The following is a 24836-nucleotide window of genomic DNA, read 5'->3' as shown; positions in this document are numbered from 1 at the left end:
GCCTACGCGGCGCTACGCGCAAGCGTCGGCGACAGGAGCTTGCGGATCTCAGGGATGCATGAGCCGCAATTCGTTCCTGCCTTGCAGGCCGCACCCACCGCCTCGACCGAGCCGGCCCCGGCGGCGATGGTCGCGGTGATGACGTCGAGCCCGACGCCGTGGCAGGCGCAGACCACCGGACCGGCCGAAGCGGTCGCCGCCCGGCCCGAGAGCAGGGTGCGCCGGTCGATCGCCTCGATATCGGGGGCGGCAAACACCCCCTTGGCGAGTTCCCAATCCGGCCGCCGGTCGCCCGGCGCGACAGCGAGCGCGGCAACGAGGCGGTCGTCGCGATAGACGGCGCAGCGGTAGAGCCCGCGGGCGTGATCGACGTACTCGGCCAGTTCGTGGCCGGGGAACATCCCGCGCACGGAAAGAGCCATCTCCCGCGAGCCCTCCTGCGTCGCGAAGATCAGGCCCGAGCCGCCGGAGACGGTCGCCCGCGCCCACCACCAGCCGGCCGAGGCCGCCTGGGCGTCCCGCGTCAGCAGGTAGCCGCGGGAGCGGTAGGCCACGGCCTCGACGGAGGCCGGGGTCGCCTTCAGTTCGGGCTGGCCCGAGACCGGATCGGGGATGCCGCGGGCGAGCGCCGCCGCGCGCCCGTCCGAGGCGGTCATGTCGCTCCAGTGCATCGGCACGAAGATCGAGCCCGGCAGAACGGCGTCCGTCACCATGACTTCGAGGATCGTGCTGCCGAGATCGGTCGCGACGCGGGCAAATCCCCCGTCGTTCAGGCGGTAGCGGGCGGCGTCGTCGGGATGGATTTCGACGAAAGGTACGGCGCGGTGGGCCGAGAGGCGCTGGCTTTTGCCCGTGCGGGTCATGGTGTGCCAGTGGTCGCGGATGCGGCCGGTGTTGAGCACCTGCGGGCGTGCGGCGGTCACGGGCTGCGCCAGCGCGGGCGGCTGCACGGCGACGAAGCGGGCGCGTTGATCGAAGGTGTAGAAGCGCCCATCGGCGAAGAGCCGGGCGCGGCCCTTCTTCGCATCCGGGCCGCGCTTCGGCACCGGCCACTGCATCGGCAGGTGCAGGTCGTAGGCGCGCCGGTCGATTTCGGCGAGGCCGCCGAGGTCGAAGTCGCGGGTGCCCTCATTCTCGAAGGCCGAGAGCGCGGCGTGCTCGCGGAAGATGTCGACGGCGGAATTGTAGGCGAAGGCCTCGCCATGGCCGAGGCGGCGGGCGACGTCGCAGAGGATCGCCCAATCGGCCCGCGCCTGCCCCGGCGCCTTCAGGAAGGCGCGCTGGCGCGAGATGCGGCGCTCGGAATTCGTCACCGTGCCGTCCTTCTCGCCCCAAGCGAGGGCCGGCAGCAGCACGGTTTTTTTGCCCGTCGCGCAGGCGCTGTCGCTGTTCGCGACGGCTTCCGAGACGACATAGAGGTCGAGCCCATGAAGCGCCTCGCGGATGCGGTCGGCCCGCGGCATCGAGACGAGCGGGTTGGTGCCGATCACCCACAGCGCCTTGATCTTCCCCCGCTCGATGGCCTCGAACAGCGCGACCGCCTTCATGCCCTCGCCGGTGATGATGTTGGGCGCCTTCCAGAAGCGGCGCACCCGGTCCACCTCCTCGGGGGCGAAGTGCATGTGGGCGGCCAGCATGTTGGCCAAGCCGCCGACCTCGCGCCCGCCCATGGCGTTGGGCTGGCCGGTGAGCGAAAGCGGGCCCATGCCCGGCTGGCCGATCCGCCCGGTGGCGAGATGGCAGTTGATGATGGCGTTGCCCTTGTCGGTGCCCTGCGCCGACTGGTTGGCCCCCTGGCTGAAGGCGGTGACGACCCGCTTCGTCCGGGCGAACAGCTCGAAGAAGGCCTGCACGTCGGCCTCGGCCAAACCCGTGGCGCGGGCGGTGGCGGCAACGTCCGGCGCGATCTGACGGGCGCGCTCCAGGGCGCCCTCGAAGCCGGCGGTGTGCTCCTCGATGAAGCGCCCGTCGAGCTTGGCCTGTCCGGCCAGATAGGCGAGCAGGCCGGAGAACAGCGCGGAATCGGTGCCGGGCTGGAGGCCGAGATGCAGGTCGGCCTCCTCGCCGGTCTGCGTGCGGCGCGGATCGACGGTGACGATCTTGGTGCCGCGCTTGGTGCGCGCATCGACCATGCGGCGGAACAGGATCGGGTGGCACCACGCCGCGTTGGAGCCGACGAGCACGATCAGGTCGGCCTCGTCGAGATCCTCGTAGCAGCCGGGTACCGTGTCGGAGCCGAAGGCGCGGCGGTGGGCGGCGACCGCCGAGGACATGCAGAGCCGCGAATTGGTGTCGACATGCGGCGTGCCGAGGAAGCCCTTCGCCAGCTTGTTGGCGACGTAGTAATCCTCGGTCAGGATCTGGCCCGAGAGGTAGAAGGCGATCGCATCCGGCCCGTGCTGCTCGGCGATCCGCCTCAGGCCCCCGGCCACGGTGCCGAGCGCGCCCTCCCAGGTCACGGTCTGGCCATCGACGGTCGGGGCGAGCAGCCGGTCCTCGAGATCGACCGTCTCGCCGAGCGCCGAACCCTTGGAGCAGAGGCGGCCGAAATTCGCCGGATGCTCGGGATCGCCCGCGATCGCCACGCCGCCCTGTCCGTCCGGGGTCGCGAGGACGCCGCAGCCGACGCCGCAATAGGGGCAGGTCGTCTTCACCGCGGGCGCGGCGCAATCGGGGGCGGGCTGAGACATCGCGAATCCTCGGCGGATCTTTTCGCCACACGGACGTTTCGCCCGAGTTCGCAAAAGTCGGGCCGGTCGCGCTCACGCCACCTGAGCGTGTGTGAGTGTCTCTCACAAAACTCCCGCTGCGCCGCCGTGCCCAGAAAGGCGACGGTCGGCGGTCGAGCGTTTTGTGAGGCACTCTGAGAGACCAAGCCGTCTCAGACGGTTCGGGCCGGGCTTCGTCTGCTATCCTCGGCCGCACGTCCAGCCACATGGATATCCGCTGGCCCGGCCTCAGATAACCAGACAAAACCCATCAGGAGAGGAAGCTATGAGCGAGTCCGCGAGCCCCCAGTCCGAGCGGATCGAGCCCGTCACCGCCGAACAGGCGGACAATGCCGGCACGCCCCTGCGGGTCACCGCGACGCCCGCGGCTTTGGCGCTGATCGAGGAGCTCAAGGCCGAATACGGCCCGGTGATGTTCCACCAGTCCGGCGGGTGCTGCGACGGCTCCTCGCCGATGTGCTACCCCGTGGGCGACTTCATCACGAGCGACGGCGACGTGCATCTCGGCCAAGTCGGCGGCGCGGACTTCTTCATCTCGCGCTCGCAGTTCGAAGTCTGGAAGCACACCCACATCATGCTCGACGTGGTGCCCGGCCGCGGCGGTATGTTCTCGCTCGAGAACGGCCGCGAGAAGCGCTTCCACGTTCGCTCGCGGCTGTTCACGCAGGCCGAGAACGAGGCGCTGTCGGGCGCCTGCCGGCTTTAAGATAGCCGCGCGCCGCCCCGGAGATCGCCTCGGGGCGGCGCGCACCGCTCTCGGTCTTGGTTCCGACGCGGAGGATCAGGCGAAGAGCAGGTCGCGGACCTTGCCGGCGAGCTGCGTGTCCCACCACCAGTTGGACTGGCCGACCAGATCACTCGTCCGCTCGACATCGAGCGGGACGGCCCCCTGCCCCTCGGCCACGAGGTGGTCGTTCTTGAACAGGCGCATCATGCCGCCCTCGTCGACGCTGGCCTGCCACTTCGCGGTCTCGCCCTCGACGATCGTGTCCAGAGCGGTGATGCGGTGCTTGGTCGAGCCGGTGAGGATCTCGAACGCCATGTCGTCCCCGTTATCGACCTGTCCGAGCCAGATGTTGTCGCTGTCAGGGCCGTTGCCGGTGTCGAAAACGCGCTGATAGAAGCCGCTGCCGAGGTCGTCGAACCGAACGTCTGCGGAGACCTGGAAGGCGCCGTCGATCTCCGGGATGGGGTTGTGCGAGGTGACCGTCAGTTCGCTGACCTCGCCGATCAGCGGCGTGTCCGCCCCCCAGTTGGACTTGCCGACGAATTCGTTCGCCCGATCGATATCGCGCGGCACGATGCCCTGGCCTTCCGCCAGGAGTTCACCGTCCTTGAACAGGCGCATCCAGCCGACGGCATCGACATCGACGGCCCAGATGGCCTCCCGGCCTTCCTCGATCGCGCCGTAGGCGATGATGCTGGCGAATTGGTTGCCGTTGAAGATCGTGAACTGCATGTCGCTCGAGGTGTCGATCTGCCCGAGATAGACGTTGTCGCTGTCGGGGCCGTTGCCGAAATCGAACACCCGCTGCCAGGAGCCGCCGTCGAGATCGTTGAAGACGGCCTTCGCGCTGGCGGCGAAGGCGCCATCGATGTCGCCGATGTCGGTGGGGAGCGGGTCGTCCGCACCCGGCGACAGCGTCACTTGAAGGCTCGACGGATCGCCGGCCGCGATCGGCCCGTACTGGGCTTCGAGATTGGCGAACAGAGCGTGCGAACCGAGCACGGTGTCGTTGAAGACCAGGGACTCGATCGAGGTCAGGGTGTCGATCGCGCCCGAGGCGATGTGCTTGATCGTGAAGACATCTTCATGCGCATTCGCGTTGTAGACGATCGCGTAGTCCTGGCTCCCGCCCGAGAAGCGCGCTTGGTCGTTCCCCTCACCGCCGTCGAGCCGGTCGCTGCCCGTGCCGCCGTCGAGCAGGTCGTCGCCGGCATGGCCGAAGAGCCTGTCATTCCCGGCGTTGCCGATCAGGAGGTTGTTCAGCTCCTGCCCGTGCAGGATGTCGTCCTTCGCGCCGCCGATCGCCGCCTCGATCGCGACGCCGTTGGCGACGAGGAACCCGCCGGTCAGCGTCTCCGAGGTGGAGAGGAAGCCGCCGCCGCCGATCTCGTCCTGCAGGGTCGCGGCGCGCAGATCGATCTTGGCGCGGCTCGTGCCGACATACTGGATCGTGTCGTCGCCGCCGGTGTCCCAGATGGTGTTGAAGCCGGCATTCGTCCGGAGATCGTCACCGAACGTGTAGACGGTGTCGCCCGTATTGGCTGCCTTGGCCCCGTACAGGTGCTGCAGGGCGGCGATGTCGAGGGGCATGTAGGAGCCGACCGACGCGTTCAGGAAGGTCTTGCCGGCGTCCTTGGCCGTTGTCCACGGATTGTCCTCGCCCCATGCGAAAGGGCTGTACGACATGACGGTGTAGAGCGACGAGTTGATGAAGTTGGTGCCCAGATCGGCATCCGATCGGACGCCCGCGATAGCGCCCGGCCTCTCGAACGGGTGATCGAGGCCGAGGCTGTGGCCGATCTCGTGATACCAGACCTCCGACCATTGCCCCCGGAAGACCACGTCCGAGGCCCCTGCGACGGTGCCCCCGATCCCGACCGACGTGTGGGTATTACCCTGGGGCATTCCCTGATGCGGGTCGAACGAAGACCCGCCGCCACCAACGGTCAGGATTTGCCCGAGCGTCGATTCCTCGAACGAGGTCTCACGGAAATTCAGATTCGTGAAACTCGAAATGTTGTCGAAAATTGATTCGTAGAAGCCGCGCCACTGCCCTTCGTTGAAGTCCGAGATGCCGTTCTGGTCGATGTCCTGAATTTGGAAGCCGTAATTGAGTGTATTCGCGTCCCACTTGTTGGGGGCGAGTACAGCATTGATCAAGCTGCTGTCGGACTTCTCGGAGGTGCTGGTTTCGACCATGACTTGCCCCTGGCATGCCGCGGACCGTGCGGCGAACCCTGGGGCGACAACGCCACGCAAAAACTGATTTTTGATCGTTTCGATACCGCGGATTCTATCGATCTTGCTTTACAGCCTGAGGTCGTCTCGGGCGCGGGCCGGGATGGGATCGGTGCGTGTGCGGCACGTCGGAATGCCGCACGGACCCCGCCTCGGACGCGGCGGCCGGCGGGCCGCGCCGAGAGACGTGCCCGACCATGGGGGGTCGGGTCACGCCTCCAAACCTGTGCTGTGACGCGCGTTCTTCCGACGAACCGGTGGCCGATTCGTCGAACGGCGTCCTAGGCGTCCCGCCGCAGGGCGTGGACCGAGAACCATCCGTCCGGGTCGGTCCAGGCTTCGAGCGAGGCCCAGCCGGCGCGGGCGGCGAGCGCCCGGAAGCTGTCGAGGGTGTACTTGTAGCTGTTCTCGGTGTGGATCGACTCACCCTCCGCGAAGGCGAAGCTGCGTCCGGCCACGCGCATGGTCTGCGCCCGGCGGCTGACGAGATGCATCTCGATGCGCGAGGCCGCCGCGTTGAAGAAGGCCCGGTGCGTGAAGCTGTCCGGATCGATTTCGCCGTCGAGTTCGCGGTTGATGCGGGTGATCAGGTTGAGGTTGAACGCCGCCGTGACCCCGGCCGCGTCGTCATAGGCCGCTTCCAGCACCGCCCGGTCCTTCACGAGATCGACGCCGAGCACGAGGGTCGCGCCCGCGCCCAGGATGCGGCCGAACACCTCGAGCAGGCGGGCGGCCTCACCGGGCTCGAAATTGCCGATGGTCGAACCGGGGAAGAAGCCGGCGAGCGCCCGCCCGCCGAAGCCTTCCGGCAGGGCGAAGGCTCGGGTGAAGTCGGCCACCACCGGCTCGACGGTGAGACCGGGGAAGTCCCCGCGCAAGGCCTCGGCCTGTTCGCGCAGGAATTCGCCCGAAACATCGACGGGGAGATAGGCCGAGAGCCCCGGCAGGTGCCGCAGCAGGCACCGCAGCTTGGCGGTCGAGCCGCTGCCGAACTCGACGAGGGCCGCGCCCTCCGGCACCAGGGCGGCGATGTCGGGGCCGCGCGCGTCGAGGATGCCGAGCTCCGTCCGGGTCGGGTAGTATTCCGGCAGGACGGTGATCTGCTCGAACAACGCGGAGCCGGCGGCATCGTAGAAATACTTGGCCGGCAGCACCTTCGGGCTCGCGCCGAGCCCGTCCCAGACATCGGCCAGGAACAGGCCATTCTCGGAGATGGGTGCGGCGGGGCTCGATGCCGTCAGGCGGGGGTCGATCGTCAAAGGCTTACTCCGGGACCGCGGGAGGATGGGGGGCGAGGCGGAGCATCAGCCTCGCGCGTCGGCGAGTCGCAGGCCGGTGAACTGCCAGCGTTGGTGCGGGTAGAAGAAGTTGCGGTAGCCGGCCCGTGCATGCCCGTCCGGCGTCGCGACCGACGCGCCGCGCAGCACGTATTGGCTCGACATGAACTTGCCATTGTACTCGCCGAGCGCGCCCGCCACCGGGCGGTAGCCGGGATAGGGGCCGTAGGCGCTGCGGGTCCATTGCCAGACGAGGCCGAAGGCGTCGTCGATGAGGCCGTCGCGGGCGGCGACCTCCCACTCGGCTTCCGTCGGCAGGTCGCGGCCCGCCCAGCGGGCATAGGCGTCGGCCTCGAAGTAGCTGACATGGGTGACGGGCGCGGCCGGATCGACGGCCTTGCGGCCGGCGAGCGACATCATCGACCAGCTTTCGTCATCCCGGCGCCAGTAGCCCGGCGCCTCCCAGCCCTCGCGCTGCACGCAGAGCCAGCCCTCGTTGAGCCACAGCTCGGGCCGCGCGTATCCGCCATCCGCCATGAAGGCGAGCCAGTCGCGGTTCGTCACGAGGCCGCGGTCGACGGTCGAGCCAAGCATCAGCACATCGTGGCGCGGGCTCTCGTTGTCGAAGGCGAAGCCCTGGCCGTCATGGCCGATCTGGGTGATGCCTCTTTCAAGGGCAACCTTGCCCACGCTTGCCTGCGCATTGGGCATCGACCAGCCCGCGTCGTAGACGGGATCGAGGGGGTTCTGCGCGAAGGCGTGCAGGATGTCGGTGAACATCAGCTCCTGATGCTGCTGCTCATGATAGAGGCCGATCTCCAGGATCGGCAGCGCGCGCTCCAATGCCTCGTCCGCGGTTTCGCGCAGCCACACCGTCACCGCGCGATCCACATGGATGCGGTAGGCGGCGGTCTCCACTGTGGTCGGCCGGGTGATCATCCCGCGCATGAAGCGCGGCTGCCGCGGGCCGGCCTGCACGTAATAGGAATTGAACAGGTAGTGCAGGCGCTCGTCGTAGATGGCGTAGCCCGGCAGGTGCTCGCGCAGCAGGAACTGCTCGAAGAACCACGTCGTGTGCGCCCTGTGCCACTTGGTCGGGCTCGCATCCTCCATCGACTGGATCTGCTGATCCTCGGGCGAGAGCGGGGCGGCGCGCCGCTCGGTCTCGTCGCGGACCGTGCGGAAGGCCGCGATCCAGGCGTCGCGGTCGATCGGGCGGGCGTCGAGCGGGGGCGGCGGGAAGGCCGCGCCGCGCTCAGGATGGGTGAGACGTGCTGCGCCGGCTGCCATTGTCGGAATCTCTTCCTCCGTTATGCGCCGAAAATAGACGCCGAATGTCGTCTGACAACGCAGAGGCCCGCCAAGCTGTTCGTCGCACCCCTTGTCGCACCTGACGCCGCCTTCGCCGGAGCCGCAGCCTTTTTGCAGCCGCAGTGAGATGTCCTTAACCGTCGCCGACGGACACTCGCTGCCCCACGGTTTCCATGGATGCGCGAGCCCGGGCGGCGGTGATGCGGATCGATCTGATGGCAGGGGCGACCCTTTCGGCGGCGTTGCCGGCGCAGAATGCGCAGCCGATCATCCTCGTCTTCGATTCCGGCCTCGGCGGCCTGACCGTGCTGGAACAGGTGCGCCGTGCCCGCCCGGACGCGGCCTATGTCTACGCCGCCGACGACGCGGCTTTCCCCTACGGTGCCCTGACCGAGGAACGGCTGGTGGCGCGGGTGATCGCGGTGATGGAGCGGCTGCTCCTGCGCCACGCGCCCGACCTCGTGGTCATCGCCTGCAACACCGCCTCGACGCTGGTGCTGCCGGCCCTGCGCCAGCGCTTCGTCACGCCCTTCGTCGGCGTGGTGCCGCCGATCAAGCCGGCCGCCGCGCTGACGCGCAGCCGCCTCATCTCCCTGCTCGCCACCCCCGGCACCGTGGCGCGGGCCTATACCCACGATCTCGTGGCAAACTTCGCGGGCGATTGCGCCGTGACGCTGGTGGGCTCCAAGAACCTCGCGGGCTACGCCGAGGCCGAGATGGCCGGCGAGCCGGTCTCGGACGCGGCGATCCTGGCCGAGATTGCGCCCTGTTTCGTGGAGGGCGCTGGCGGCGCGCGCACCGATGTGGTCTGCCTTTCTTGCACCCACTACCCGCTGCTGCTGCCCCGCTTCGAGAGCCTCGCGCCCTGGCCGGTCACCTGGATCGACCCGGCTCCGGCCATCGCCCGCCGGGTGATCCAGCTTCTCGGCGAGATGCCCGCGCACGCGCTCGACGCGCCGCCCGCCTGCGCCGTGTTCACCGGCGGGGCCGGGCTCAACCCGGCGCTCGGCCGCTCATTGGAGCGGCGAGGTCTGTCCGAGACGGTGATCGAGGCGATGCCGCTGACGCGGTACTGAGAACGGCCGTCAGCGCATCGCCCACGCCGCCAGTTCCTCCGGCACCAGCGTCGCCGCATCCTGCCGCGCCACGATCTCCGTGAGACCGACCGGCGAAAAATCCCAGGCATCGACGCCGACATCGCAGGAGCGGGTGGTGTCGGGAAGCGTCGCGTGGGTGTGGCCGTAGAGGTGGCGCGTCTCGCGCCACAGGCCGGGCCAGGCGCGGTGGGCGTAATGCGCCAGGAACAGCCGCCATGTCCGACCCGCCTCGTCCTGCGCCGAAATGCGGACACTCTCCACCGGCGGCTCGGCCCAGGGGAGATCGAGCACGCGGTTGCTGTCGTGGTTGCCGCGCACCAGCCGCTTGATGCCGTTGAGCCGGGCGAAGACGCGGGCGCAGTGCTCGCGGCTCGCATGGGCAGCAAAATCGCCGAGATGCCAGATCTCGTCCTCTGGCCCGACCCGCGCATTCCAGCGGGTGATCAGCGCCTCGTCATGGGCCTCCACCGAAGCGAAGCCGGTTCGCCGGCGCTCGACGAGCCGGGCGTCGCCGAAATGGGTGTCGGCGATGAAGAGGATTGCCATGCGTTCTTCACGGAAATGTGAGACAACTCGATGGGCTCGAAAGGGCGCGGACGGCTCCGCGAGGGCCCCGGTCCCAACGCGCCCGACGCTGTCGGGTCCCCGTCGCGAGCAATAACAAAAGGTACAATGGTGCCGATCTGCCGACCGAAGCCAGTCGAGTGGAGCGTTGATTGCGGCAGATGTGTCGAAATGCGCACCATTTTTCACAGGACTTGTGGCGAAGTGTCACCTGTGTCGCTCGGCGGACCTGTACAAACGTGCTAGCGCGGCAGCCATGCCGGTCTGGACAAAAATCCTCATTGTCGTCGCCATTGCCGTGATCCTGACGGCATGGGGATGGATGCTGGACTTGAGCCTGTCCGCCGCCCATGCGTGGCTTCTCGACCGGATCGGCCATACGGGGATGCGCCTTCTGATCGGGATGATGGTGTTCGCGGGGGCCTGGGCCCTCTGGAAGGAGACGGAGGATCGATGAGCCGCCCTTTCGCCGTCGCGCTTCTGGCGCTGTCGCTCTATCTCGGCGTGCTCGACTGCGCCTTGAATCTCGGCTTCTCCACGGTCCATGCGTGGCTGCTCGATCAGGTCGGCAGGACCGGCCTGTGGGTCGTGATCGCGGCCACCCTGTTTGCCGGCACTTGGGCCGTCTGGAGCGAGCAGGAAGACGGCTGACCGCTGACTTCGGGAGGATGCTCTAGAACCGGTCGATCACGGCGGCGCCCCAGATCAGGGCGGCGATGACCTGCGTCAGGAACGCGCCCGCCGAGGCCAGATCCTTCACGATGCCGATTCGCTCGTGATGGCCGGGGTGGAGGTGGTCGCAGAGCTTCTCGATTGCGGTGTTGAGGAGTTCCGCCCCGAGCATCAGCAGCAGGCTGGCGATGAGCGCCACCCGCACCCACAGGTGGCCGCCGAGCGCGAGCGCTACGGGCAGGCCGAGCGCCAGCAGGACGAGTTCGAGCCGGACCGCCCGCTCGGTGCGCCCGCCATGGACGAGGCCGCGCCAGGAATTCAGGAAGGCGAGGTAGAGCGCGGTCACGGTCTCTCTCCCGGAACCGCCCGGGCGATCCATTTGGCGAGGATCGGGCCGGTCGCCAGCACGACGAACAGGCGCAGGGTCTGCACCGCCAGCACGAAGGACACGTCGACCCGCGAGCCGACGGCGATGATCGCCACCGAATCGAGCCCGCCGGGACTGGTGGCCAGGAAGGCGGTGAGGAAATCGATCGGGAGCCAGTGGGTCAGCACCCAGGCCCAGACGCCGCAGAGCAGGATGATCCCGATGGTCGCCGTCAGCACGCCCGGCAGCGCGTGGAGCGTCTCGTCCAGGGTGCGCCGGTTGAAGCGCAGGCCGACATACCAGCCGATCGCCGCATAGGCCGCATCGAGCACCGGCGCGGGCAAGGCAATGTCGATGAGACCGGCGGCATGCAGGCCCGCGCCGAGCAGCATCGGGCCGATCAGGGGGGCGGAGGGCAACCGCAGCAGCGAGGCGAGGCCGAACCCGGCGGCGGCGACGGCGATCGTCGCCGCGAGGCCGGACCAGCTCCACGTCTCGCCGGGCGCGCTCGCACCGGACGGGCCGGCGACGTCGGCCAGAAGGCGTGCGGCGAGCGAGGCCGAGAGCACCACGGCGGCGACCCGCACGTATTGCATGAACGCCACCAGCCGCGGGTCGGCGCCGTAATCCTCCGCCATCGCCACCATCGCCGCAGCCCCGCCCGGCGAGGAGCCCCAGGCCGCGGTCGTGCCGGGCAGGACCCGCAGCCGCGTGAGCGCCAGCCCGGTGAGCGCCCCGGCCGCGACCGTCACGCCGACCACCGCGAGGATGATGAGCCCGTCCTCGCGCAGGGTCGCGGCGATCTCGGTAGTCGCGGAGCGGGCGACGAGGCAGCCGATCACCGCTTGGGCCGCCAGGAAGAGCGGTCGGCCGAGCGAGAGCCCGGCGCCGCGCACCCCGAAGGCGATCGCGGCGAGCATCGGCCCGAGGAGGAAGGCGGCGGGGAAATGCGCGCGGCTCAAGCCGTAAGCGAGAGCGGCCGAGACGGCGACGAGCGCCGCCCAGCGCAGGAGAGTGCGGGTCTCGGGCACGGGCTTGGATGCTGGGTGCGCGGGGGAAGGGAGACGAATCGCGCGAGGCTCGCGCTACACGCTCTTCCCCGAACTGTCACGGCGATCGCTTGAAGCGATCGCCGTCGTCTTCGATTTCGGCCTCAAGTGCCGGCGGCCGCCTCCGCGGCCTCAGGCTTTCGCTCCGCTCGATGCCTTTCCGGACCTCAATCCTGAAAGGCCCGCTCCGCGCGGCGCTCTTCGCGCCGCGAAGCCGCCAAGCGGCTTCGAGCTACTGCCCTGAGAAACGTCGCCCTCGCGGCGAGCTCAGGCCGTCCACCGTTCCCGCTCGCCGGACGGTAGCGCACCATAGGCCTCATCCTCCCGGCAGGCGGCGGTGCCGGGCGGGGCGTGCGCCCGGAAGAAGGCCGCGAGATGCGCAAGACCCGCCGCCCGCGGATCGCTGGAACGCCATGCCAGGGCCAGGGTGCGGCCGGGGCCCTCACCCTCGAAGTGGCGCACCACCGTGAGCCCCGTCGGATCGGGGCCGGAGGGAATTGCGAGCGCCGGGATCAGGGTATAGCCGGCGCCCGCCGCCACCATCGAGCGCAGGGTCTCGAGGCTCGTGGCGTGGCGGCCCGCGCCGCGCAGGGTGCCACAGGCGGCGATGGTCTGGTCGCGCAGGCAATTGCCCTCATCGAGCAGCAGCAGGTCCGGCCCGTTCAGATTTTCCGCCCGCGGCGGGGCGCCCTGGGCGAAGGCGTGGTCCACCGGGCAGGCGAGCCGGAACGGCTCGACGAAAAGCGGCGAGACGGTGAGCCCGGAGGCCGCGACCGGCAGGGACACCAGGGCCGCATCGATGCGCCCGTCGCGCAGCCCGTCGAGGATCTCGGCGGTGCGCGCCTCGCTGAGTGCCAGCGTCAGCAGGGGGAATTCCTGGCGCAGCAGCCGCAAGACCAGGGGGAAATAGTAGGGCCCGAGCGTCTGGATCGCGGCCAGCACCAGCCGTCCGGTCAGCGGCGAGCCGCGCCCCTCGACGGCGAGCGCCAGCAGGCGCTGCGCCTCGCCCAGCACCACGCGGGCCTGCCGCACGATCGCCTGCCCCGCGACCGTCAACAACACGCGACGGTTGGAGCGTTCGAACAAGGTCAGTCCGAGCGCGTTCTCCAATTTACGAACCTGCACGGAGAGTGTCGGCTGGCTCACGTTGCAGCGCTCGGCAGCCCGGCCGAAATGCCCTTCATCGGCAACTGCGACGACATATTCGAGATCGCGCAGGGACAAACCGGAGAGATTCATAGGCTGCATCTATCACAACGTTTGTGACGATGCATTTGCTAATGGGTCATGCCTAGGTCATACCGTCGAAACAGAATGGTTCCAGGCTGTGCGGACGCGCCGAGCGATCCACCCTGAAGCCCTGCCTCCCAAGGAGAGAATCACGCATGAGCGAGAACCGTCCGATTCTGACGACCCGTCAGGGCCATCCGGTCCGCGACAACCAGAGCACGCGCACGGTCGGCGAGCGGGGCCCGGCGACGCTCGAGAACTACCAGTTCATCGAGAAGATCACCCATTTCGACCGCGAGCGCATTCCGGAGCGCGTGGTGCATGCCCGCGGCGCCGGCGCCCACGGTTGGTTCGAGGCCTATGGCAAGATCGGCGACGAGCCGGCCTCCAAGTACACCCGCGCCCGCGTGCTCAACGAGACCGGCGTGAAGACGCCGATGTTCGTGCGCTTTTCCACCGTGGCCGGCGCCAAGGAGAGCCCTGAGACCGAGCGCGACCCGCGCGGCTTCGCGGTGAAGTTCAAGACCGTCGACGGCAACTGGGACCTCGTGGGCAACAACCTCAAGGTCTTCTTCATCCGCGACGCGATCAAGTTCCCCGACATGATCCACGCGTTCAAGCCGGATCCGGTGACGAACCGTCAGGAGGCGTGGCGCTTCTTCGACTTCGTGGCGCAGCACCCCGAAGCGATCCACATGGTCACCCATCTGAAGTCGCCATGGGGCATTCCGGCCAACTATCGCGAGATGGAAGGCTCGGGCGTCAACACCTACAAGCTGGTCAACGACCAGGGCGAGGCGGTGCTCTGCAAGTTCCACTGGGAGCCCAAGCAGGGCGTGCGCAACCTGACCTCGGCCCAGGCGTCCGAGATCCAGGCCAAGGATGTCGGCCACGCCACCCGTGACCTCTACGACAACATCAAGGCCGGCAATTTCCCCGAGTGGGAATTCTGCGTGCAGATCATGCCCGATGGCCCGAACGACCACCTGTCGTTCGATCCGCTCGACGACACGAAGCTGTGGCCCGTGGAGGATTTCCCGCTGCTGCCGGTCGGCCGCATGGTGCTCGACCGCGTGCCGGACAACTTCTTCGCGGAAGTCGAGCAGTCCGCCTTCGGCACGGGCGTGCTCGTGGACGGCATCGACTTCTCGGACGACAAGATGCTCCAGGGCCGGACGCTGTCCTACTCGGACACGCAGCGTTACCGCGTCGGCGCCAACTACCTGCAACTGCCGATCAACGCGCCGCAGCCCGGCGTGAAGGTCTATTCGAACCAGCGCGACGGCCAGATGACCTACAGCGTCGATGGCACCGGCCCGAACCGCCACATCAACTACGAGCCCTCGACGCTTGCCGAGGGTCTGCGCGAGGCGCCCAAGCCGGCCAAGGATTACCACCAGCCGGTCCAGGGCAATCTCGGCCGCTACCAGACCTCGCGCACTGAGGACGACTACACCCAGGCCGGCGTCCGCTACCGCTCGTTCCAGGATTGGGAGCGTGAGGATCTGATCGCCAACCTCGTGGCCGACATGAAGCAGTGCCCCGAGCCCATCCAGCTTCGGATGGTTTGGCACTTCTGGCACGCCGACGAGGATTACGGCCGCCGCGTCGCCGAGGGCGCCGGGATCGATCTGGAGAAGGCCAAGGCCCTGCCGCCGCTGCCGGGCCGCGCCGCCCCGCATAAGCGCCTCCAGGCCGAGACCTACACCGACGGCAGCAACGCTCCGCACAAGGTCGCCGCCGAGTAAGGCGAACGGCCCAACGACGTAAAAAACCCCGCTCGACCATCCGGTCGGGCGGGGTTTCTTTTTGAGAGAAGAGGCGGGCGCATCGCGTGATGCTCCCGCCGTCTCGGAGCCTTACGGGCAGGAGCGACGCACGCCGCGGCGGACGGCGTAGGTCTGCGTCTGCGGGTCGTAGGTCTTGAAGCGGCGCGCGCACTCGGCCACCAAGTCCTCATCGCCGCCGGGCGCGACACCCGTGGTCACGGTCTCGGTGCCGTAATAGCCGGCCGGCGCGTAGTAGCCATCATCGTAGCCGTATCCGCCATAGCCGTAACCCGGATAGCCGTAGCTGCTGCCGTAGAGGCCGCCCGCCGCGAGGCCGAGACCGGCGCCGACCCCAAGGCCGAGCCCGAGGCCGCCATAACCGTAACCCCGGCGATAGAAGCCGGCATTGCGCCAGCGGTTGCCGCCGTACCAGCCGCGATTGCCGAAGCCCGGCCGCACGCCTGCCACGCCGTAGCCCGGACGACCCACGCCGAACCCAGGACGACCGGCAAGGCCACCACCGCGGAAGCCGCCCCCGGCGAGGCCGACGCCGCCGCCCCGGAAGCCACCACCGGCCAGACCCGCTCCACCGCCACGGAACCCGCCGCCGCCGATCCCCGCTCCACCACCGCGGAAGCCGCCTCCGGCAAAGCCGCCGCCGCGGCCGAAGCCGGACACGCCACCCGCGCCGAGCGCGCTCCGGAAGTTGCCACCGCCAAGGCCGCCGGAGCCTCCGACACCCATCGGGCGCGCATCCGCGCTCGCCGGAAGATAGGCCAGCGCGCCCGCAAGGACGGCCGAGGCCAGGAAGATCTGTTTCATCGTCATTCCCTTAGAATTCGAGAGAATGGCCTGCACCGGTTTCCACCGGCGAAAGAAGGGCCGTTATCTTGAGAACGCCGGGCGATGACGGATGATCCTAAGGCCAAGATTGATCGAATGTCGCGCATGCGTCGCCATTCGCGTGCGAACGTCTCGAAAGTTATCGGGCCTTACCTTGGCCGCTCGCCTGTTACGTCCGACGGCGGCGTGCCGCGAGCGCGATCAGGAGGCAGCCGATGAGGCCGGCCCCGAACAGGGCATCGCCGAAGGCGGCGTAGAGCGTGCGTCCGGGCAGCCTTGCCGGCAAACTCGCATCGAGCACGCCCTCGATGCCGAGCGGAAGGCTCGCGACGATCCGGCCATGGGCATCGACCACCGCGGAGATGCCGGAATTGGCGTCGCGCACCAGCGGCAACCCCTCCTCCACCGCCCGCAGACGGCTTTGCGCGAAATGCTGGCGCGGGCCCGGCGTGTCGCCGAACCACGCATCGTTGGTGAGGTTGAGGATCAGCCCCGGCACGGCGGGCGCGCCCTCGGCCGGATCGGGCGGCAGGATCGCGCCGGGGAAGATCGCCTCGTAGCAGAGCGTCGCCGCCACCGGCGGCAGGCCCGGCACGTTGAGGATGCGCTGGCCGGCGCGATCCCCCGGAGTGAAGCCGCCGGGGATGGAGACGAACTGGCGCAAGCCCACCGCCCGCAGCAGCGCGTCGAGCGGCCCCGGCAGGTATTCGCCGAAGGGGACGAGGTGGACCTTGTCGTAGAGGTCGCCGAAGCGCCCGCCCGCGTCGATCGTCAGGATCGCGTTGAAGAAGACGGCGTTCTCGCGGGTCAGCCGCTCGCCCTCGGGCAATTCGCGCACCCGCGCGGCGCCGGTGATGAGCTGCTTGCCCTCGGGCAAAGCCGCACCGATCCGGCCGAGCGCCTGCGGATCGCGCTGGATCAGGAACGGGAAGGCCGATTCCGGCCAGATCAGGTGGGTGACGTCGGCGATGCCGGTGCGATCGGGCGAGAGCGCGCGGTCGCTGAGTTCGAGATACTTGCCGACGATCCGCTCGCGGTTTTCCGAGCCGAACTTGTCATCCTGCGGGATGTTGGGCTGGATCAGCCGCAGGCGCACGCCCGCCACCGTCGGATCGGGCGCGGTGGGTACACGCCCGGCGCCGTAGGCGGCCAGCCCCGCGAGCGCGACGAGTGCGGCCAACACCGGCCCGAACCGGCCCCGCGGCGTCGCGCCGGTGGCGAGCGTCGCGGGCGCGGCGGCGATCAGCACCGCGAGCAGGGTCAGGCCGTAGAGGCCGACGAGCGAGGCGGCTTGCATCGTCCAGAGATTGCCCCCGAGCGCCATGCCGAGGGTGTTCCAGGGAAAGCCCGTCAGGATATGCCCGCGCAGCCATTCGGCGGCGGCGAGCCCGAAGGCGAGTGCGGCGATGCGCGCGGCCCCCCGCGACCAGAGGAGTCGGGCGAGGGCAAAGCCCGCAGCGAAGAACAGGGCGAGCACGGCCGGCAGGCCGACCACGCCGAGCGGCAGCGCCCAGGCGAACTGGTCCGCCTCCACGAGGAAGGCGGCGCCGAGCCACCACAAACCGGCGGTGAAGTAGCCGAAGCCCCAGGCCCAGCCGATCCCGGCACAGACGCGCAGGGTGCGCCGGCCGGAGCCATCGATCGCCGCGCCGTCGATCAACCAGACGGCGACGCAGAGCGAGACGACGAGCGCCGGGAACAGTCCATAGGGCGGCATGGCCAGCGCGCCGCAGGCGCCGGCCGCGACGGCGATCGCGGCCCGCGTCCAGCCCTGGCTCAGGATGATCCGGTGCGCGATGGCCTCGAGGAGGCCGATCCGCGCCGCGGCCGGGCCTAGTCCGGCGCCGGGAGCGCGGCCGAGCGGAGCGGTCATGCCGTGTCGCTTCGTCCCGTGGTCGTTGTCATGAGGCGCATTCCTTCGACGGATCGGTGGCCCTGTCGTCGGAATGCGCGAGCCTTGTCCGCAACGTCCCGAACGCGGTTGGCCAGCGTTCCGGACGTTGCTCTACCGGCCGGATTCGGCGACCTGCGCCGTGTCCGTGTCGGGGGCCTGCGGCGCCACCGGGCGGGGCGGCGGCAGGGCGAGCGGCACCACGGTGCCGATCTTGGCCGGCGCGCGCTGGAGCTTGATCCGCTTCACCCGCCGGGGGTCGGCGTCGAGCACCTCGAATTCGAGGTCGTCGGGACCGGGGATCCGCTCGCCGCGCTCCGGAACCCGGCCGGCCAGCGTCACGATAAGGCCGCCGATCGTATCGATCTCGTCCGCCAGTTCCCCGAAGGCGGCGGCGAGGTCGAGGCCGGTGGCCGCCGACACCTCCGCGAGGCCGGCGCGGGCGTCGGCGATATACGCCTCCGTCTCGCCTTCCAGGCGGTTGACGAGCTGGCCCTCGGCCACGTCGTGCTCGTCCTCGATATCGCCGACGACCATCTCGATCAGATCCTCGATCGAGATCAGCCCGTCGGTGCCGCCATACTCGTCGATGACCAGCGCCATATGGGTGCGGGTCGCCTGCATCCGCACCAGCAGGTCGATGGCCGGCATGGAGGGCGGTACGAACAGGACCGGGCGCTGGATGCGGGTGGAGGCGAGCGTCGCGGTGAGATCGACCTTGCCGAGATCGAGGCTGCGCAACGTGCCGCGGGCAGAGGATGTGCGGCGCGGGCGCGGTGCTGGCTTGGCTTCGGCGCCGGTGGCCACGGGCTGCGGTGCGGCCCGGCGCGGGGCGGCTTCCGCCTGGGTGGCGAGGTATTCCACGAAGTCGCGGATGTGGACCATGCCGCGGGGATCGTCGAGGGTTTCGCCGTAGACCGGCAGGCGCGAATGGCCGGCGGTGCGGAACAGCTTCAGGAGATCGCTGAGGCTGGTGTCGCTGGCCACCGCCACGATGTCGGCGCGGGGCAGCATCACATCGTCGACGCGCACCTTGTGCAGGCCGAGCACGTTCTTGAGCATGGCGCGCTCAAGGGGCGAGAAGGCGTCTTCACCCGTGCCGGGCTCGGCCAGGGCCTCCTCGATGTCGGTGCGCAGGGAGTCGCGCGGACGCATTTGGAAGACGTTCAGCAGACGATCGTACCACGCCTCGCGTGAGGGCGGTTCGGCGTCCGCGGCTGGCGCGGCCAGGGCCGCGCCGCGACTTCGGTCGTTGGTCATGGGTCTCTAGGTTGGATTCGGCGGGAGTGCCGGAGTTCAGTCGTCGTAAGGGTTCGGAATGCCGAGCGCGCGGAGCGCGGCGACTTCGAGCGCCTCCATGGCGTCGGCCTCAGCCTCGCCGGTCTCATGGTCCTGTCCGAGAAGGTGAAGGGTGCCATGAACGAGGAGGTGGGCGAAATGGTGCTCGAAGGGCTTCGACTGCTCCGCACTCTCGCGCACGAGTGTGTCATACGCAAGAACCACATCGCCGAGGGGGCGCGCCAGACCCGGCTGAACCGGTTGCTCCGCGGCCGGAAACGATAACACGTTGGTGGGTTTATCCTTGTTCCGCCACGTGCGGTTGAGGTCCTGGACGGTCGCGTCGTCGGCGAGCAGGACACTCACTTCGACGGGGCCCGCCGCCGAATCAGGCGAAATTGCCAATCCCGCCTCGACGGCCCGCAGCGTGAACGCCTCCAACTCGGGGATCGCCTGTTCCCAGCGCGCATCCTCGACGGCGATGTCGATCTCGTTGTCGCTCATGTGTGGCTTCTGGTCAGCACCGTCAACGTCGTTGCGGTGTCCCGTGGGCCACCGCGATTCTGTCGCCGCTCAAGCCAGCGGACGCCGCCGCGGGTTCGGGTTGCGGTCGGCCTCACCCTCGCCGTGAGCGGCGGATTCGTAGGCGGTGACGATGCGGCGCACGAGGTCGTGGCGCACCACGTCCACGTCGCGGAAGCGGACGCGGCCGATGCCCTCGACGCCGTCGAGCACGTTGACCGCCTCGACGAGGCCGGATTTCTGGCCCGGCGGCAGGTCGATCTGACTGGGATCGCCGGTGATGATCATGCGGGAGTTCTCGCCCAACCGGGTCAGGAACATCTTCATCTGCATCGAGGTGGTGTTCTGCGCCTCATCGAGCAGCACCACGGCGTTGGTCAGGGTGCGCCCGCGCATGAAGGCGAGCGGGGCGATCTCGATGATGCCGGTCTGGAGGCCGCGATCGACGTGGCGTGCCTCCATGAAGTCGTAGAGCGCATCGTAGATCGGGCGAAGATACGGATCGACCTTCTCGCGCATGTCGCCGGGCAGGAAGCCCAGCCGCTCGCCGGCCTCGACCGCCGGGCGCGACAGGATCAGCCGCTCGGCATGGCCCTGTTCCAGCAGCGAGACGGCGTGGCCGACGGCGAGCCAGGTCTTGCCGGTGCCGGCGGGGCCTTCGGCGAAGACGAGTTCGTTGGCGCGCAGGAGTTTGATGTACTCGCTCTGCGCGGCGTTGCGGGCGCGCACGGCGCCGCGCTTGCGGGTGGCGATCTGCTCGAACTGCTCGCGGCCGTTGTCGGCGACGATCTCGGCGGAGGGGAACAGGTTGCCCTGAACGGTGACCTCTTGGATCACCCCGTCCACATCGCCGAGCGTCAGGGTCGTGCCGGCCTTCTGCACCCGCGTGTAGAGCCGCTCGAACACCCGCCGCGCCTTCTCGGCGGCCTCGGGCGTGCCCTTGACCACGAGGTGGTTGCCGAGCGCTGTGCCGGTGATGCCGAGTCGCCGCTCGATATGGGCGACGTTCTGGTCGTATTGGCCGAAGACGAGGCTGGCGAGCCGGTTGTCATCGAAGGTGAGCGAGACCTCTACGGCCTCGGCGAGACCCGGACGCCCCGGTGAGGGGCGGTTGTTGCGGCCGGCAGGGCCACGGGCTGACGCAACGTCAATCGGCACGCGAGAGATCCGGCATGGTGATGGGCCTCATATAGGTCACGCGGCCGCCGCCGCACCCTCCAGCGTTTCGCCGAACAGGCTGTTCGAGCCCGCCCGCGTGATACGCACCGGCACCAGCGTGCCGATGGTCGAGGCCGGCGCATCGAACTGTACCGCTTGGAGGTGCGGCGTCTTGCCCGCGACCTGCCCCGGATGCCGGCCGATCTTCTCGACCAGGATCTCGGTGAGCGTGCCGACGCTTGCGGCGTTGTAGGCGTGGCGCTGGCGGTCGAGGAGTTCCTGGAGGGCGGCAAGCCGCTCGGTCTTCACCGCCTCCGGCACCGCGTCCTCGCGCTCCGCCGCCGGCGTGCCGGCGCGCGGGCTGTACTTGAACGAGAACGCCGCCGAAAAGCCGATATCGGCGACGAGCCGCATGGTCTCGGCAAAGTCGGCATCGGTCTCGCCGGGGAAGCCGACGATGAAATCCGAGGACAGTGCGATGTCGGACCGCGCGGTCCGGATGCGCTCGATCAGCCGGCGGTAAGCATCGCCGGTATGGCGCCGGTTCATCGCCTGAAGGATGCGGTCCGAGCCCGACTGCACCGGCAGGTGCAGGTAGGGCATCACCAGCGGGTTCGTCGCGTGGGCGGCAATGAGATCGTCGGCGAAGTCGTTCGGGTGGCTCGTGGTGTAGCGCAGGCGCAGGAGGCCCGGCACCGCGGAGAGCGCGTCCATCAGGTGGCCGAGCGTCGCGGGCGCGCCGTCCGGCCCGTCGCCGTGATAGGCGTTGACGTTCTGGCCGATGAGGGTGATCTCGCGCACCCCGCCCTCGACGAGGCGGCGGGCTTCGTCCACCACCGCCGCCACCGAGCGCGAGACCTCCGCGCCGCGGGTATAGGGCACGACGCAGAAGGCGCAGAACTTGTCGCAGCCCTCCTGCACGGTGAGGAAGCCGGTGACGCCGCGGTTGCGCCGGGCGGGCAGGTGATCGAATTTGTCCTCGGCCGGGAATTCGGTGTCGACGACGCGGGTCTCGCGCGACTGGCGCAACAGGTCCGGCAGGCGGTGATAGCTCTGCGGGCCCACCACCACGTCCACGGCGGGCGCGCGGGACAAAATCTCGCGGCCTTCCGCCTGCGCGACGCAGCCCGCGACCACGATGCGCGTGTCCTGCCCGCTCTCGGCGCGCTCGCCCTTCAGCACACGCAGGCGCCCGAGTTCGGAATAGACCTTCTCAGCGGCCTTTTCGCGGATGTGGCAGGTGTTGAGAACGACGACATCGGCCTCCTCGACCGAGTCCGTCGCGCTGTAGCCCTCGGCCGCCAACACGTCGGCCATGCGGCCGGCGTCGTAGGCGTTCATCTGGCAGCCGTAAGACTTGACGTAGGCTTTCTTCAAGATCGCAACCCTGCCGCCGGCGGGCGGTGATTTTTGAGGATTTTCTGCTCGACAGGCCCTCTATCACGGTTCGGTCGCCGACACGATTCTCTCAGCGATCCGAACTTTTGCCCCTTCAAAAAGGTCCGCCCGTGAGGCTTGCCGAAGATCCCGCCTTCTTCACCCTGCTGACCGGCAGCTTCCTGCGCCTCGTCGGCCGCCCGCTCATCCCTGAGCCGGATCTCGGGCCGGACTGGCTCTATGGGTCGGCGCCCTTCGCGGTGCTGGCCCACGACACGAGCGCCGACCCGCTCTTCGTCTACGCCAACCGGGCGGCGCAGCGGGCCTTCGGTTATGACTGGCAAGACATCGTCGGCATGCCCTCGCGGCTCTCGGCCGAGGCGCCGGAGCGGGCAGAGCGGCAGCGCCTGCTCGACGCGGTCGCCCGCGACGGGTTCGTCTCGGATTATGCCGGCATTCGGGTTGCCAAGGACGGGCGGCGCTTCCCGGTCACCGAGGGCATCGTCTGGCAGCTCGTGGATGAGGGCGGGGTCGTTCGCGGCCAAGCGGCGACCTTCCCGCTCCCGGCCTGAACGGTCACACGGCGGCGATGCCCGGCGCCGAGACGTCGGCGCCCTCCCCGATCGTTTCCGGTGCTGCCGGCGCCGGGTGGGGAGTGGCCCCGCCGCGATGAATCTGGCGCAGGCCCTGCCGCACGGCGGCCTCGGCCTGGGCGGTGGCGACCTTGCGGTCGGTGGCGGCCTCGAAGGCGATCGGCGCGCCCCAGTTCACGTGCACGTCGATGGGGCCGCGATTGGAGAACAGGGCGAGATGCGGCGCGAGTTCCGTGTCGCCGTACCACGCGATCTCCGGCCGCTCGATGCGGGTCACCGGCAGGCCGTTGCGGCGCGGGTAGCCTACGGCCAGGGGCTGAAGCCGAATGCGTGCGAGCCCGCCGGTTTCCGCCGTCAGCGCCGTTCGCGCGGCGCCGACCAGCGACGAGCGGAACGGCAGCAGGCGCAGGCCGTCGCCGGTGGTGCCCTCGGCGAACAGCACGATCAGGTCGCCGTCCGCGAGCCGTTGCCCGACCGTAGCGTTGACGCGAGCAGTCGCCGTCCGCTTCGATCGCTCGATGAAGACGGTGCGCTGAAGCTTGGCCAGCACGCCGATCAGGGGCCAGCCGGCGATTTCCGACTTGGCGACGAAGGAGAGCGGGCGCAGCGAGCCGAGCGCGACGATGTCGAGCCAGGAGACATGGTTCGAGAGCACGAGCGCCGGCTCGCCCGGCGGCGGCGGTGTGCCGCTCTGCGTCACCCGCAGGGAAAACAGGCGCAGGAACAGGCGGTGGAACAGCACCGCGAGCCGCGCCGCGAGCCGCCCCCGGCCGAAGCGCAGGCTGAGCCAGTGCGGCCCGATCACGATCAGGAAGGCCAGCGCCTGGACGAGGAGGCGGAGGCCGATGCCGACGCGCGTCATCGGGCGGATGCGCTCCCGCAAAGCCTCACGACAGCGTCGCGCTCATAGTCAGCGCCGTGGCTCGGCTGCCGTTGGGCAGGGGGTAGTAGCCCTTGCGCTCGCCGATCTTGAGGAAGCCGTGGCGGGTGTAGAGCTTCAGGGCCGGCGTGTTGCCCTCGTCGACTTCGAGATGGACCGTGCGGATGCCGGCATAGGCCAGCGCATTCAGGTGCTCGCGCAGGAGCCGGTGGCTGTGGCCGCCGCCGCGGGCGGAGGGCGCCAGAACGATGGTGAGGATCTCCGCCTCGTCCACGGCCTTGCGCGACAGCACGAAGCCCAGCAGCGCGTTGCCCCGGCGCAGGGCATGCGCCTCGGTCGAGCGTTCGCACAGCATCCGCTCGAATTCATGGGCCGCCCAGGGGCGGGCGAAGGCGGTGGCGTGCAGTTTTTCCAGGTCGGAGGCCTGTCCGGCATCCCGCAGCGGCGCGACGTAGGGCACGGAGCCCCAGGCGTCCCACCATGCGGACCACCAATCGAGCGGCCAGAACGGAGAGACGGTCCGCGTCATGCCCTTGCGAGCCTCGCATGATGCTGCGGTTGGGCATCGGGCCCGCGCAGGTAGAGGGGGCGCGGCAGCGCCTGGTCCGGGTCGGCGACGAGTCCGAGCGAGGCGACCCAGGCGATCTGCGGCGCGCCGGTCTCGGCGACCTCGACGGGGATGCCGGCGGCAGTCGCCGCCGCCGCGAGCGCGGGCGCGCCGGAGCCGGTCAGGATCGTCCGACGGTTGCCGAGCAGGGTCGCCGCTTCTTCCAGGGCGATGTGACGGGGCGGGATCACCGTGCCTTGCGTCACGCTCATGGCTTGGAGGTAGACGGCGCCGTGGCGCGCATCGATCGCGGCGACCACCGTGTCGTCGCCGTTGAGCGCGAGCTGCGGCGCCAGCAGGGCGGACAGAGTCGTCACGCCCACCACCGGAATGCCGGTGGCGAGCCCGATCGCACGGGCGGCGGAGATGCCGACGCGCAAGCCGGTATAGCTGCCGGGCCCGACCGTGACCGCGACCCGGTCGAGACCCTCGAAGCCGCCCTCGACCCGGGCCATGACCCGCTCGATCAGCGGCAGCAGCGCTTCGGCATGGCCGCGCACGAGCGGCATCGACTCCTCAGCGAGCAGGTCGTCGCTGTCGTCGGTGGCCACGCAGGCAGCGCAGGCTTCGAGCGCCGTATCGATGGCAAGGATCCGCAAACGTCGATTCCATCCGGTGGCGGACCCCGAGCGCCCGCCCTCCGGCTCTTCTTAGGAC

23 protein-coding genes are annotated in these 24836 nt (G+C 69.3%); 6 read left to right on the top strand and 17 right to left on the bottom strand.

The window, feature by feature from the left end; genetic code table 11:
* Nucleotides 1-2 precede the first annotated feature (2 nt).
* Entirely contained in the window at nucleotides 3-2690 is a 2688-nt protein-coding gene (locus tag ASF53_RS19970; protein WP_056202749.1) for a nitrate reductase, read from the bottom strand.
* Nucleotides 2691-2994: 304 nt separating this feature from the next.
* Here ASF53_RS19970 and ASF53_RS19965 point away from each other — a divergent pair, with 304 nt between their 5' ends.
* Nucleotides 2995-3435 carry a DUF779 domain-containing protein gene (locus ASF53_RS19965; RefSeq protein ID WP_056202744.1) on the top strand — a complete coding sequence of 147 codons (441 nt, stop codon included), beginning with the start codon at nucleotides 2995-2997 and terminating at the stop codon, nucleotides 3433-3435.
* 75 nt (nucleotides 3436-3510) lie between these two features.
* On the opposite strand, the gene ASF53_RS19960 is transcribed toward ASF53_RS19965, so the two are convergent.
* The 3 genes from ASF53_RS19960 to egtB form a co-directional block, all read right to left on the bottom strand.
* Nucleotides 3511-5655: a M10 family metallopeptidase C-terminal domain-containing protein gene (locus ASF53_RS19960; protein ID WP_056202740.1), complete on the bottom strand. Its 2145-nt coding sequence runs from the start codon at nucleotides 5653-5655 to the stop codon at nucleotides 3511-3513.
* 320 nt (nucleotides 5656-5975) lie between these two features.
* Complete coding sequence (gene egtD, locus ASF53_RS19955) at nucleotides 5976-6953, bottom strand: L-histidine N(alpha)-methyltransferase (RefSeq protein WP_056202736.1); 978 nt, start codon at nucleotides 6951-6953, stop codon at nucleotides 5976-5978.
* A 45-nt stretch (nucleotides 6954-6998) separates the two neighbouring features.
* Nucleotides 6999-8261, bottom strand: coding sequence for an ergothioneine biosynthesis protein EgtB (egtB, locus tag ASF53_RS19950; RefSeq protein ID WP_056202733.1), 1263 nt, complete (start codon nucleotides 8259-8261; stop codon nucleotides 6999-7001).
* 221 nt (nucleotides 8262-8482) lie between these two features.
* Between egtB and murI the strand changes: the two genes are divergently transcribed.
* Nucleotides 8483-9358, top strand: coding sequence for a glutamate racemase (murI, locus tag ASF53_RS19945; RefSeq protein ID WP_056203834.1), 876 nt, complete (start codon nucleotides 8483-8485; stop codon nucleotides 9356-9358).
* A 9-nt stretch (nucleotides 9359-9367) separates the two neighbouring features.
* On the opposite strand, the gene ASF53_RS19940 is transcribed toward murI, so the two are convergent.
* Nucleotides 9368-9925 (bottom strand): metallophosphoesterase, encoded by a 558-nt coding sequence (locus ASF53_RS19940; RefSeq protein ID WP_056202730.1) that lies wholly within the window; start codon nucleotides 9923-9925, stop codon nucleotides 9368-9370.
* A gap of 274 nt (nucleotides 9926-10199) precedes the next feature.
* Between ASF53_RS19940 and ASF53_RS19935 the strand changes: the two genes are divergently transcribed.
* Nucleotides 10200-10400: a hypothetical protein gene (locus tag ASF53_RS19935; protein WP_003600970.1), complete on the top strand. Its 201-nt coding sequence runs from the start codon at nucleotides 10200-10202 to the stop codon at nucleotides 10398-10400.
* On the top strand, nucleotides 10397-10594 hold the full coding sequence (locus tag ASF53_RS19930; protein ID WP_056202725.1) for a hypothetical protein: 198 nt from the start codon (nucleotides 10397-10399) through the stop codon (nucleotides 10592-10594). The genes ASF53_RS19935 and ASF53_RS19930 overlap by 4 nt, the downstream gene beginning before the upstream one ends.
* A 22-nt stretch (nucleotides 10595-10616) precedes the next feature.
* Here the strand turns inward: ASF53_RS19930 and ASF53_RS19925 are convergent, their stop codons facing one another.
* The 3 genes from ASF53_RS19925 to ASF53_RS19915 all read right to left on the bottom strand — a co-directional run bounded on the left by ASF53_RS19925 (nucleotide 10617) and on the right by ASF53_RS19915 (nucleotide 13270).
* Nucleotides 10617-10961 (bottom strand): diacylglycerol kinase, encoded by a 345-nt coding sequence (locus tag ASF53_RS19925; RefSeq protein ID WP_056202723.1) that lies wholly within the window; start codon nucleotides 10959-10961, stop codon nucleotides 10617-10619.
* Nucleotides 10958-12013, bottom strand: coding sequence for an AbrB family transcriptional regulator (locus ASF53_RS19920; RefSeq protein ID WP_056202719.1), 1056 nt, complete (start codon nucleotides 12011-12013; stop codon nucleotides 10958-10960). The genes ASF53_RS19925 and ASF53_RS19920 overlap by 4 nt, the downstream gene beginning before the upstream one ends.
* Before the next feature lie 285 nt (nucleotides 12014-12298).
* Complete coding sequence (locus ASF53_RS19915; RefSeq protein ID WP_056202717.1) at nucleotides 12299-13270, bottom strand: LysR substrate-binding domain-containing protein; 972 nt, start codon at nucleotides 13268-13270, stop codon at nucleotides 12299-12301.
* Nucleotides 13271-13416: 146 nt separating this feature from the next.
* Between ASF53_RS19915 and ASF53_RS19910 the strand changes: the two genes are divergently transcribed.
* Nucleotides 13417-15009, top strand: coding sequence for a catalase (locus ASF53_RS19910; RefSeq protein WP_056202714.1), 1593 nt, complete (start codon nucleotides 13417-13419; stop codon nucleotides 15007-15009).
* A gap of 111 nt (nucleotides 15010-15120) precedes the next feature.
* Here ASF53_RS19910 and ASF53_RS19905 read toward each other — a convergent pair whose 3' ends face one another.
* From ASF53_RS19905 to miaB, 6 genes are all read right to left on the bottom strand, one after another.
* Nucleotides 15121-15852, bottom strand: coding sequence for a BA14K family protein (locus ASF53_RS19905; protein WP_056203830.1), 732 nt, complete (start codon nucleotides 15850-15852; stop codon nucleotides 15121-15123).
* 190 nt (nucleotides 15853-16042) lie between these two features.
* Complete coding sequence (gene lnt / locus ASF53_RS19900) at nucleotides 16043-17746, bottom strand: apolipoprotein N-acyltransferase (RefSeq protein WP_056202710.1); 1704 nt, start codon at nucleotides 17744-17746, stop codon at nucleotides 16043-16045.
* Nucleotides 17747-17878: 132 nt separating this feature from the next.
* Nucleotides 17879-19024, bottom strand: coding sequence for a hemolysin family protein (locus ASF53_RS19895; protein ID WP_056202708.1), 1146 nt, complete (start codon nucleotides 19022-19024; stop codon nucleotides 17879-17881).
* Between the two features lie 36 nt (nucleotides 19025-19060).
* Nucleotides 19061-19546 (bottom strand): rRNA maturation RNase YbeY, encoded by a 486-nt coding sequence (ybeY, locus tag ASF53_RS19890; RefSeq protein ID WP_056202706.1) that lies wholly within the window; start codon nucleotides 19544-19546, stop codon nucleotides 19061-19063.
* A gap of 69 nt (nucleotides 19547-19615) precedes the next feature.
* The gene (locus tag ASF53_RS19885) at nucleotides 19616-20722 is read right to left on the bottom strand and encodes a PhoH family protein (protein ID WP_056202702.1); all 1107 of its coding nucleotides are present in this window, start codon (nucleotides 20720-20722) and stop codon (nucleotides 19616-19618) included.
* Nucleotides 20723-20758: 36 nt separating this feature from the next.
* The gene (gene miaB / locus ASF53_RS19880) at nucleotides 20759-22099 is read right to left on the bottom strand and encodes a tRNA (N6-isopentenyl adenosine(37)-C2)-methylthiotransferase MiaB (RefSeq protein ID WP_056202699.1); all 1341 of its coding nucleotides are present in this window, start codon (nucleotides 22097-22099) and stop codon (nucleotides 20759-20761) included.
* A gap of 131 nt (nucleotides 22100-22230) precedes the next feature.
* Here miaB and ASF53_RS19875 point away from each other — a divergent pair, with 131 nt between their 5' ends.
* On the top strand, nucleotides 22231-22671 hold the full coding sequence (locus ASF53_RS19875) for an MEKHLA domain-containing protein (RefSeq protein WP_056202697.1): 441 nt from the start codon (nucleotides 22231-22233) through the stop codon (nucleotides 22669-22671).
* A gap of 4 nt (nucleotides 22672-22675) precedes the next feature.
* On the opposite strand, the gene ASF53_RS19870 is transcribed toward ASF53_RS19875, so the two are convergent.
* Genes ASF53_RS19870 through tsaB form a run of 3 tightly spaced genes read right to left on the bottom strand, consistent with a single transcriptional unit; the run spans nucleotide 22676 to nucleotide 24778 of the window.
* A complete protein-coding gene (locus ASF53_RS19870) occupies nucleotides 22676-23554 on the bottom strand; it encodes a lysophospholipid acyltransferase family protein (protein ID WP_056202693.1) in 879 nt (292 codons plus the stop codon).
* 25 nt (nucleotides 23555-23579) lie between these two features.
* The gene (locus tag ASF53_RS19865; protein ID WP_056202690.1) at nucleotides 23580-24101 is read right to left on the bottom strand and encodes a GNAT family N-acetyltransferase; all 522 of its coding nucleotides are present in this window, start codon (nucleotides 24099-24101) and stop codon (nucleotides 23580-23582) included.
* Nucleotides 24098-24778, bottom strand: coding sequence for a tRNA (adenosine(37)-N6)-threonylcarbamoyltransferase complex dimerization subunit type 1 TsaB (gene tsaB, locus ASF53_RS19860; protein ID WP_056202688.1), 681 nt, complete (start codon nucleotides 24776-24778; stop codon nucleotides 24098-24100). The genes ASF53_RS19865 and tsaB overlap by 4 nt, the downstream gene beginning before the upstream one ends.
* Between the last annotated feature and the right edge of the window lie 58 nt (nucleotides 24779-24836).

The organism is Methylobacterium sp. Leaf123, assembly GCF_001423405.1.
GTDB lineage: Bacteria > Pseudomonadota > Alphaproteobacteria > Rhizobiales > Beijerinckiaceae > Methylobacterium.
Note: the sequence above shows the minus strand (reverse complement) of the source record. Positions and strands in the feature narration are given on the sequence as shown.

Excerpts from the sequence above, each read along its gene's own strand:
- ASF53_RS19965 (WP_056202744.1), top strand. The coding sequence starts at position 2,995 with ATGAGCGAGTCCGCGAGCCCCCAGTCCGAGCGGATCGAGCCCGTCACC.
- ASF53_RS19870 (WP_056202693.1), bottom strand. The coding sequence starts at position 23,554 with ATGACGCGCGTCGGCATCGGCCTCCGCCTCCTCGTCCAGGCGCTGGCC.
- ASF53_RS19865 (WP_056202690.1), bottom strand. The coding sequence starts at position 24,101 with ATGACGCGGACCGTCTCTCCGTTCTGGCCGCTCGATTGGTGGTCCGCA.
- ASF53_RS19910 (WP_056202714.1), top strand. The coding sequence starts at position 13,417 with ATGAGCGAGAACCGTCCGATTCTGACGACCCGTCAGGGCCATCCGGTC.
- ASF53_RS19935 (WP_003600970.1), top strand. The coding sequence starts at position 10,200 with ATGCCGGTCTGGACAAAAATCCTCATTGTCGTCGCCATTGCCGTGATC.
- ASF53_RS19940 (WP_056202730.1), bottom strand. The coding sequence starts at position 9,925 with ATGGCAATCCTCTTCATCGCCGACACCCATTTCGGCGACGCCCGGCTC.
- lnt (WP_056202710.1), bottom strand. The coding sequence starts at position 17,746 with ATGACCGCTCCGCTCGGCCGCGCTCCCGGCGCCGGACTAGGCCCGGCC.
- ASF53_RS19960 (WP_056202740.1), bottom strand. The coding sequence starts at position 5,655 with ATGGTCGAAACCAGCACCTCCGAGAAGTCCGACAGCAGCTTGATCAAT.
- ASF53_RS19905 (WP_056203830.1), bottom strand. The coding sequence starts at position 15,852 with ATGAAACAGATCTTCCTGGCCTCGGCCGTCCTTGCGGGCGCGCTGGCC.
- ASF53_RS19970 (WP_056202749.1), bottom strand. The coding sequence starts at position 2,690 with ATGTCTCAGCCCGCCCCCGATTGCGCCGCGCCCGCGGTGAAGACGACC.
- ybeY (WP_056202706.1), bottom strand. The coding sequence starts at position 19,546 with ATGAGCGACAACGAGATCGACATCGCCGTCGAGGATGCGCGCTGGGAA.
- ASF53_RS19915 (WP_056202717.1), bottom strand. The coding sequence starts at position 13,270 with ATGAATCTCTCCGGTTTGTCCCTGCGCGATCTCGAATATGTCGTCGCA.
- ASF53_RS19895 (WP_056202708.1), bottom strand. The coding sequence starts at position 19,024 with ATGACCAACGACCGAAGTCGCGGCGCGGCCCTGGCCGCGCCAGCCGCG.
- murI (WP_056203834.1), top strand. The coding sequence starts at position 8,483 with ATGCGGATCGATCTGATGGCAGGGGCGACCCTTTCGGCGGCGTTGCCG.
- egtB (WP_056202733.1), bottom strand. The coding sequence starts at position 8,261 with ATGGCAGCCGGCGCAGCACGTCTCACCCATCCTGAGCGCGGCGCGGCC.
- ASF53_RS19930 (WP_056202725.1), top strand. The coding sequence starts at position 10,397 with ATGAGCCGCCCTTTCGCCGTCGCGCTTCTGGCGCTGTCGCTCTATCTC.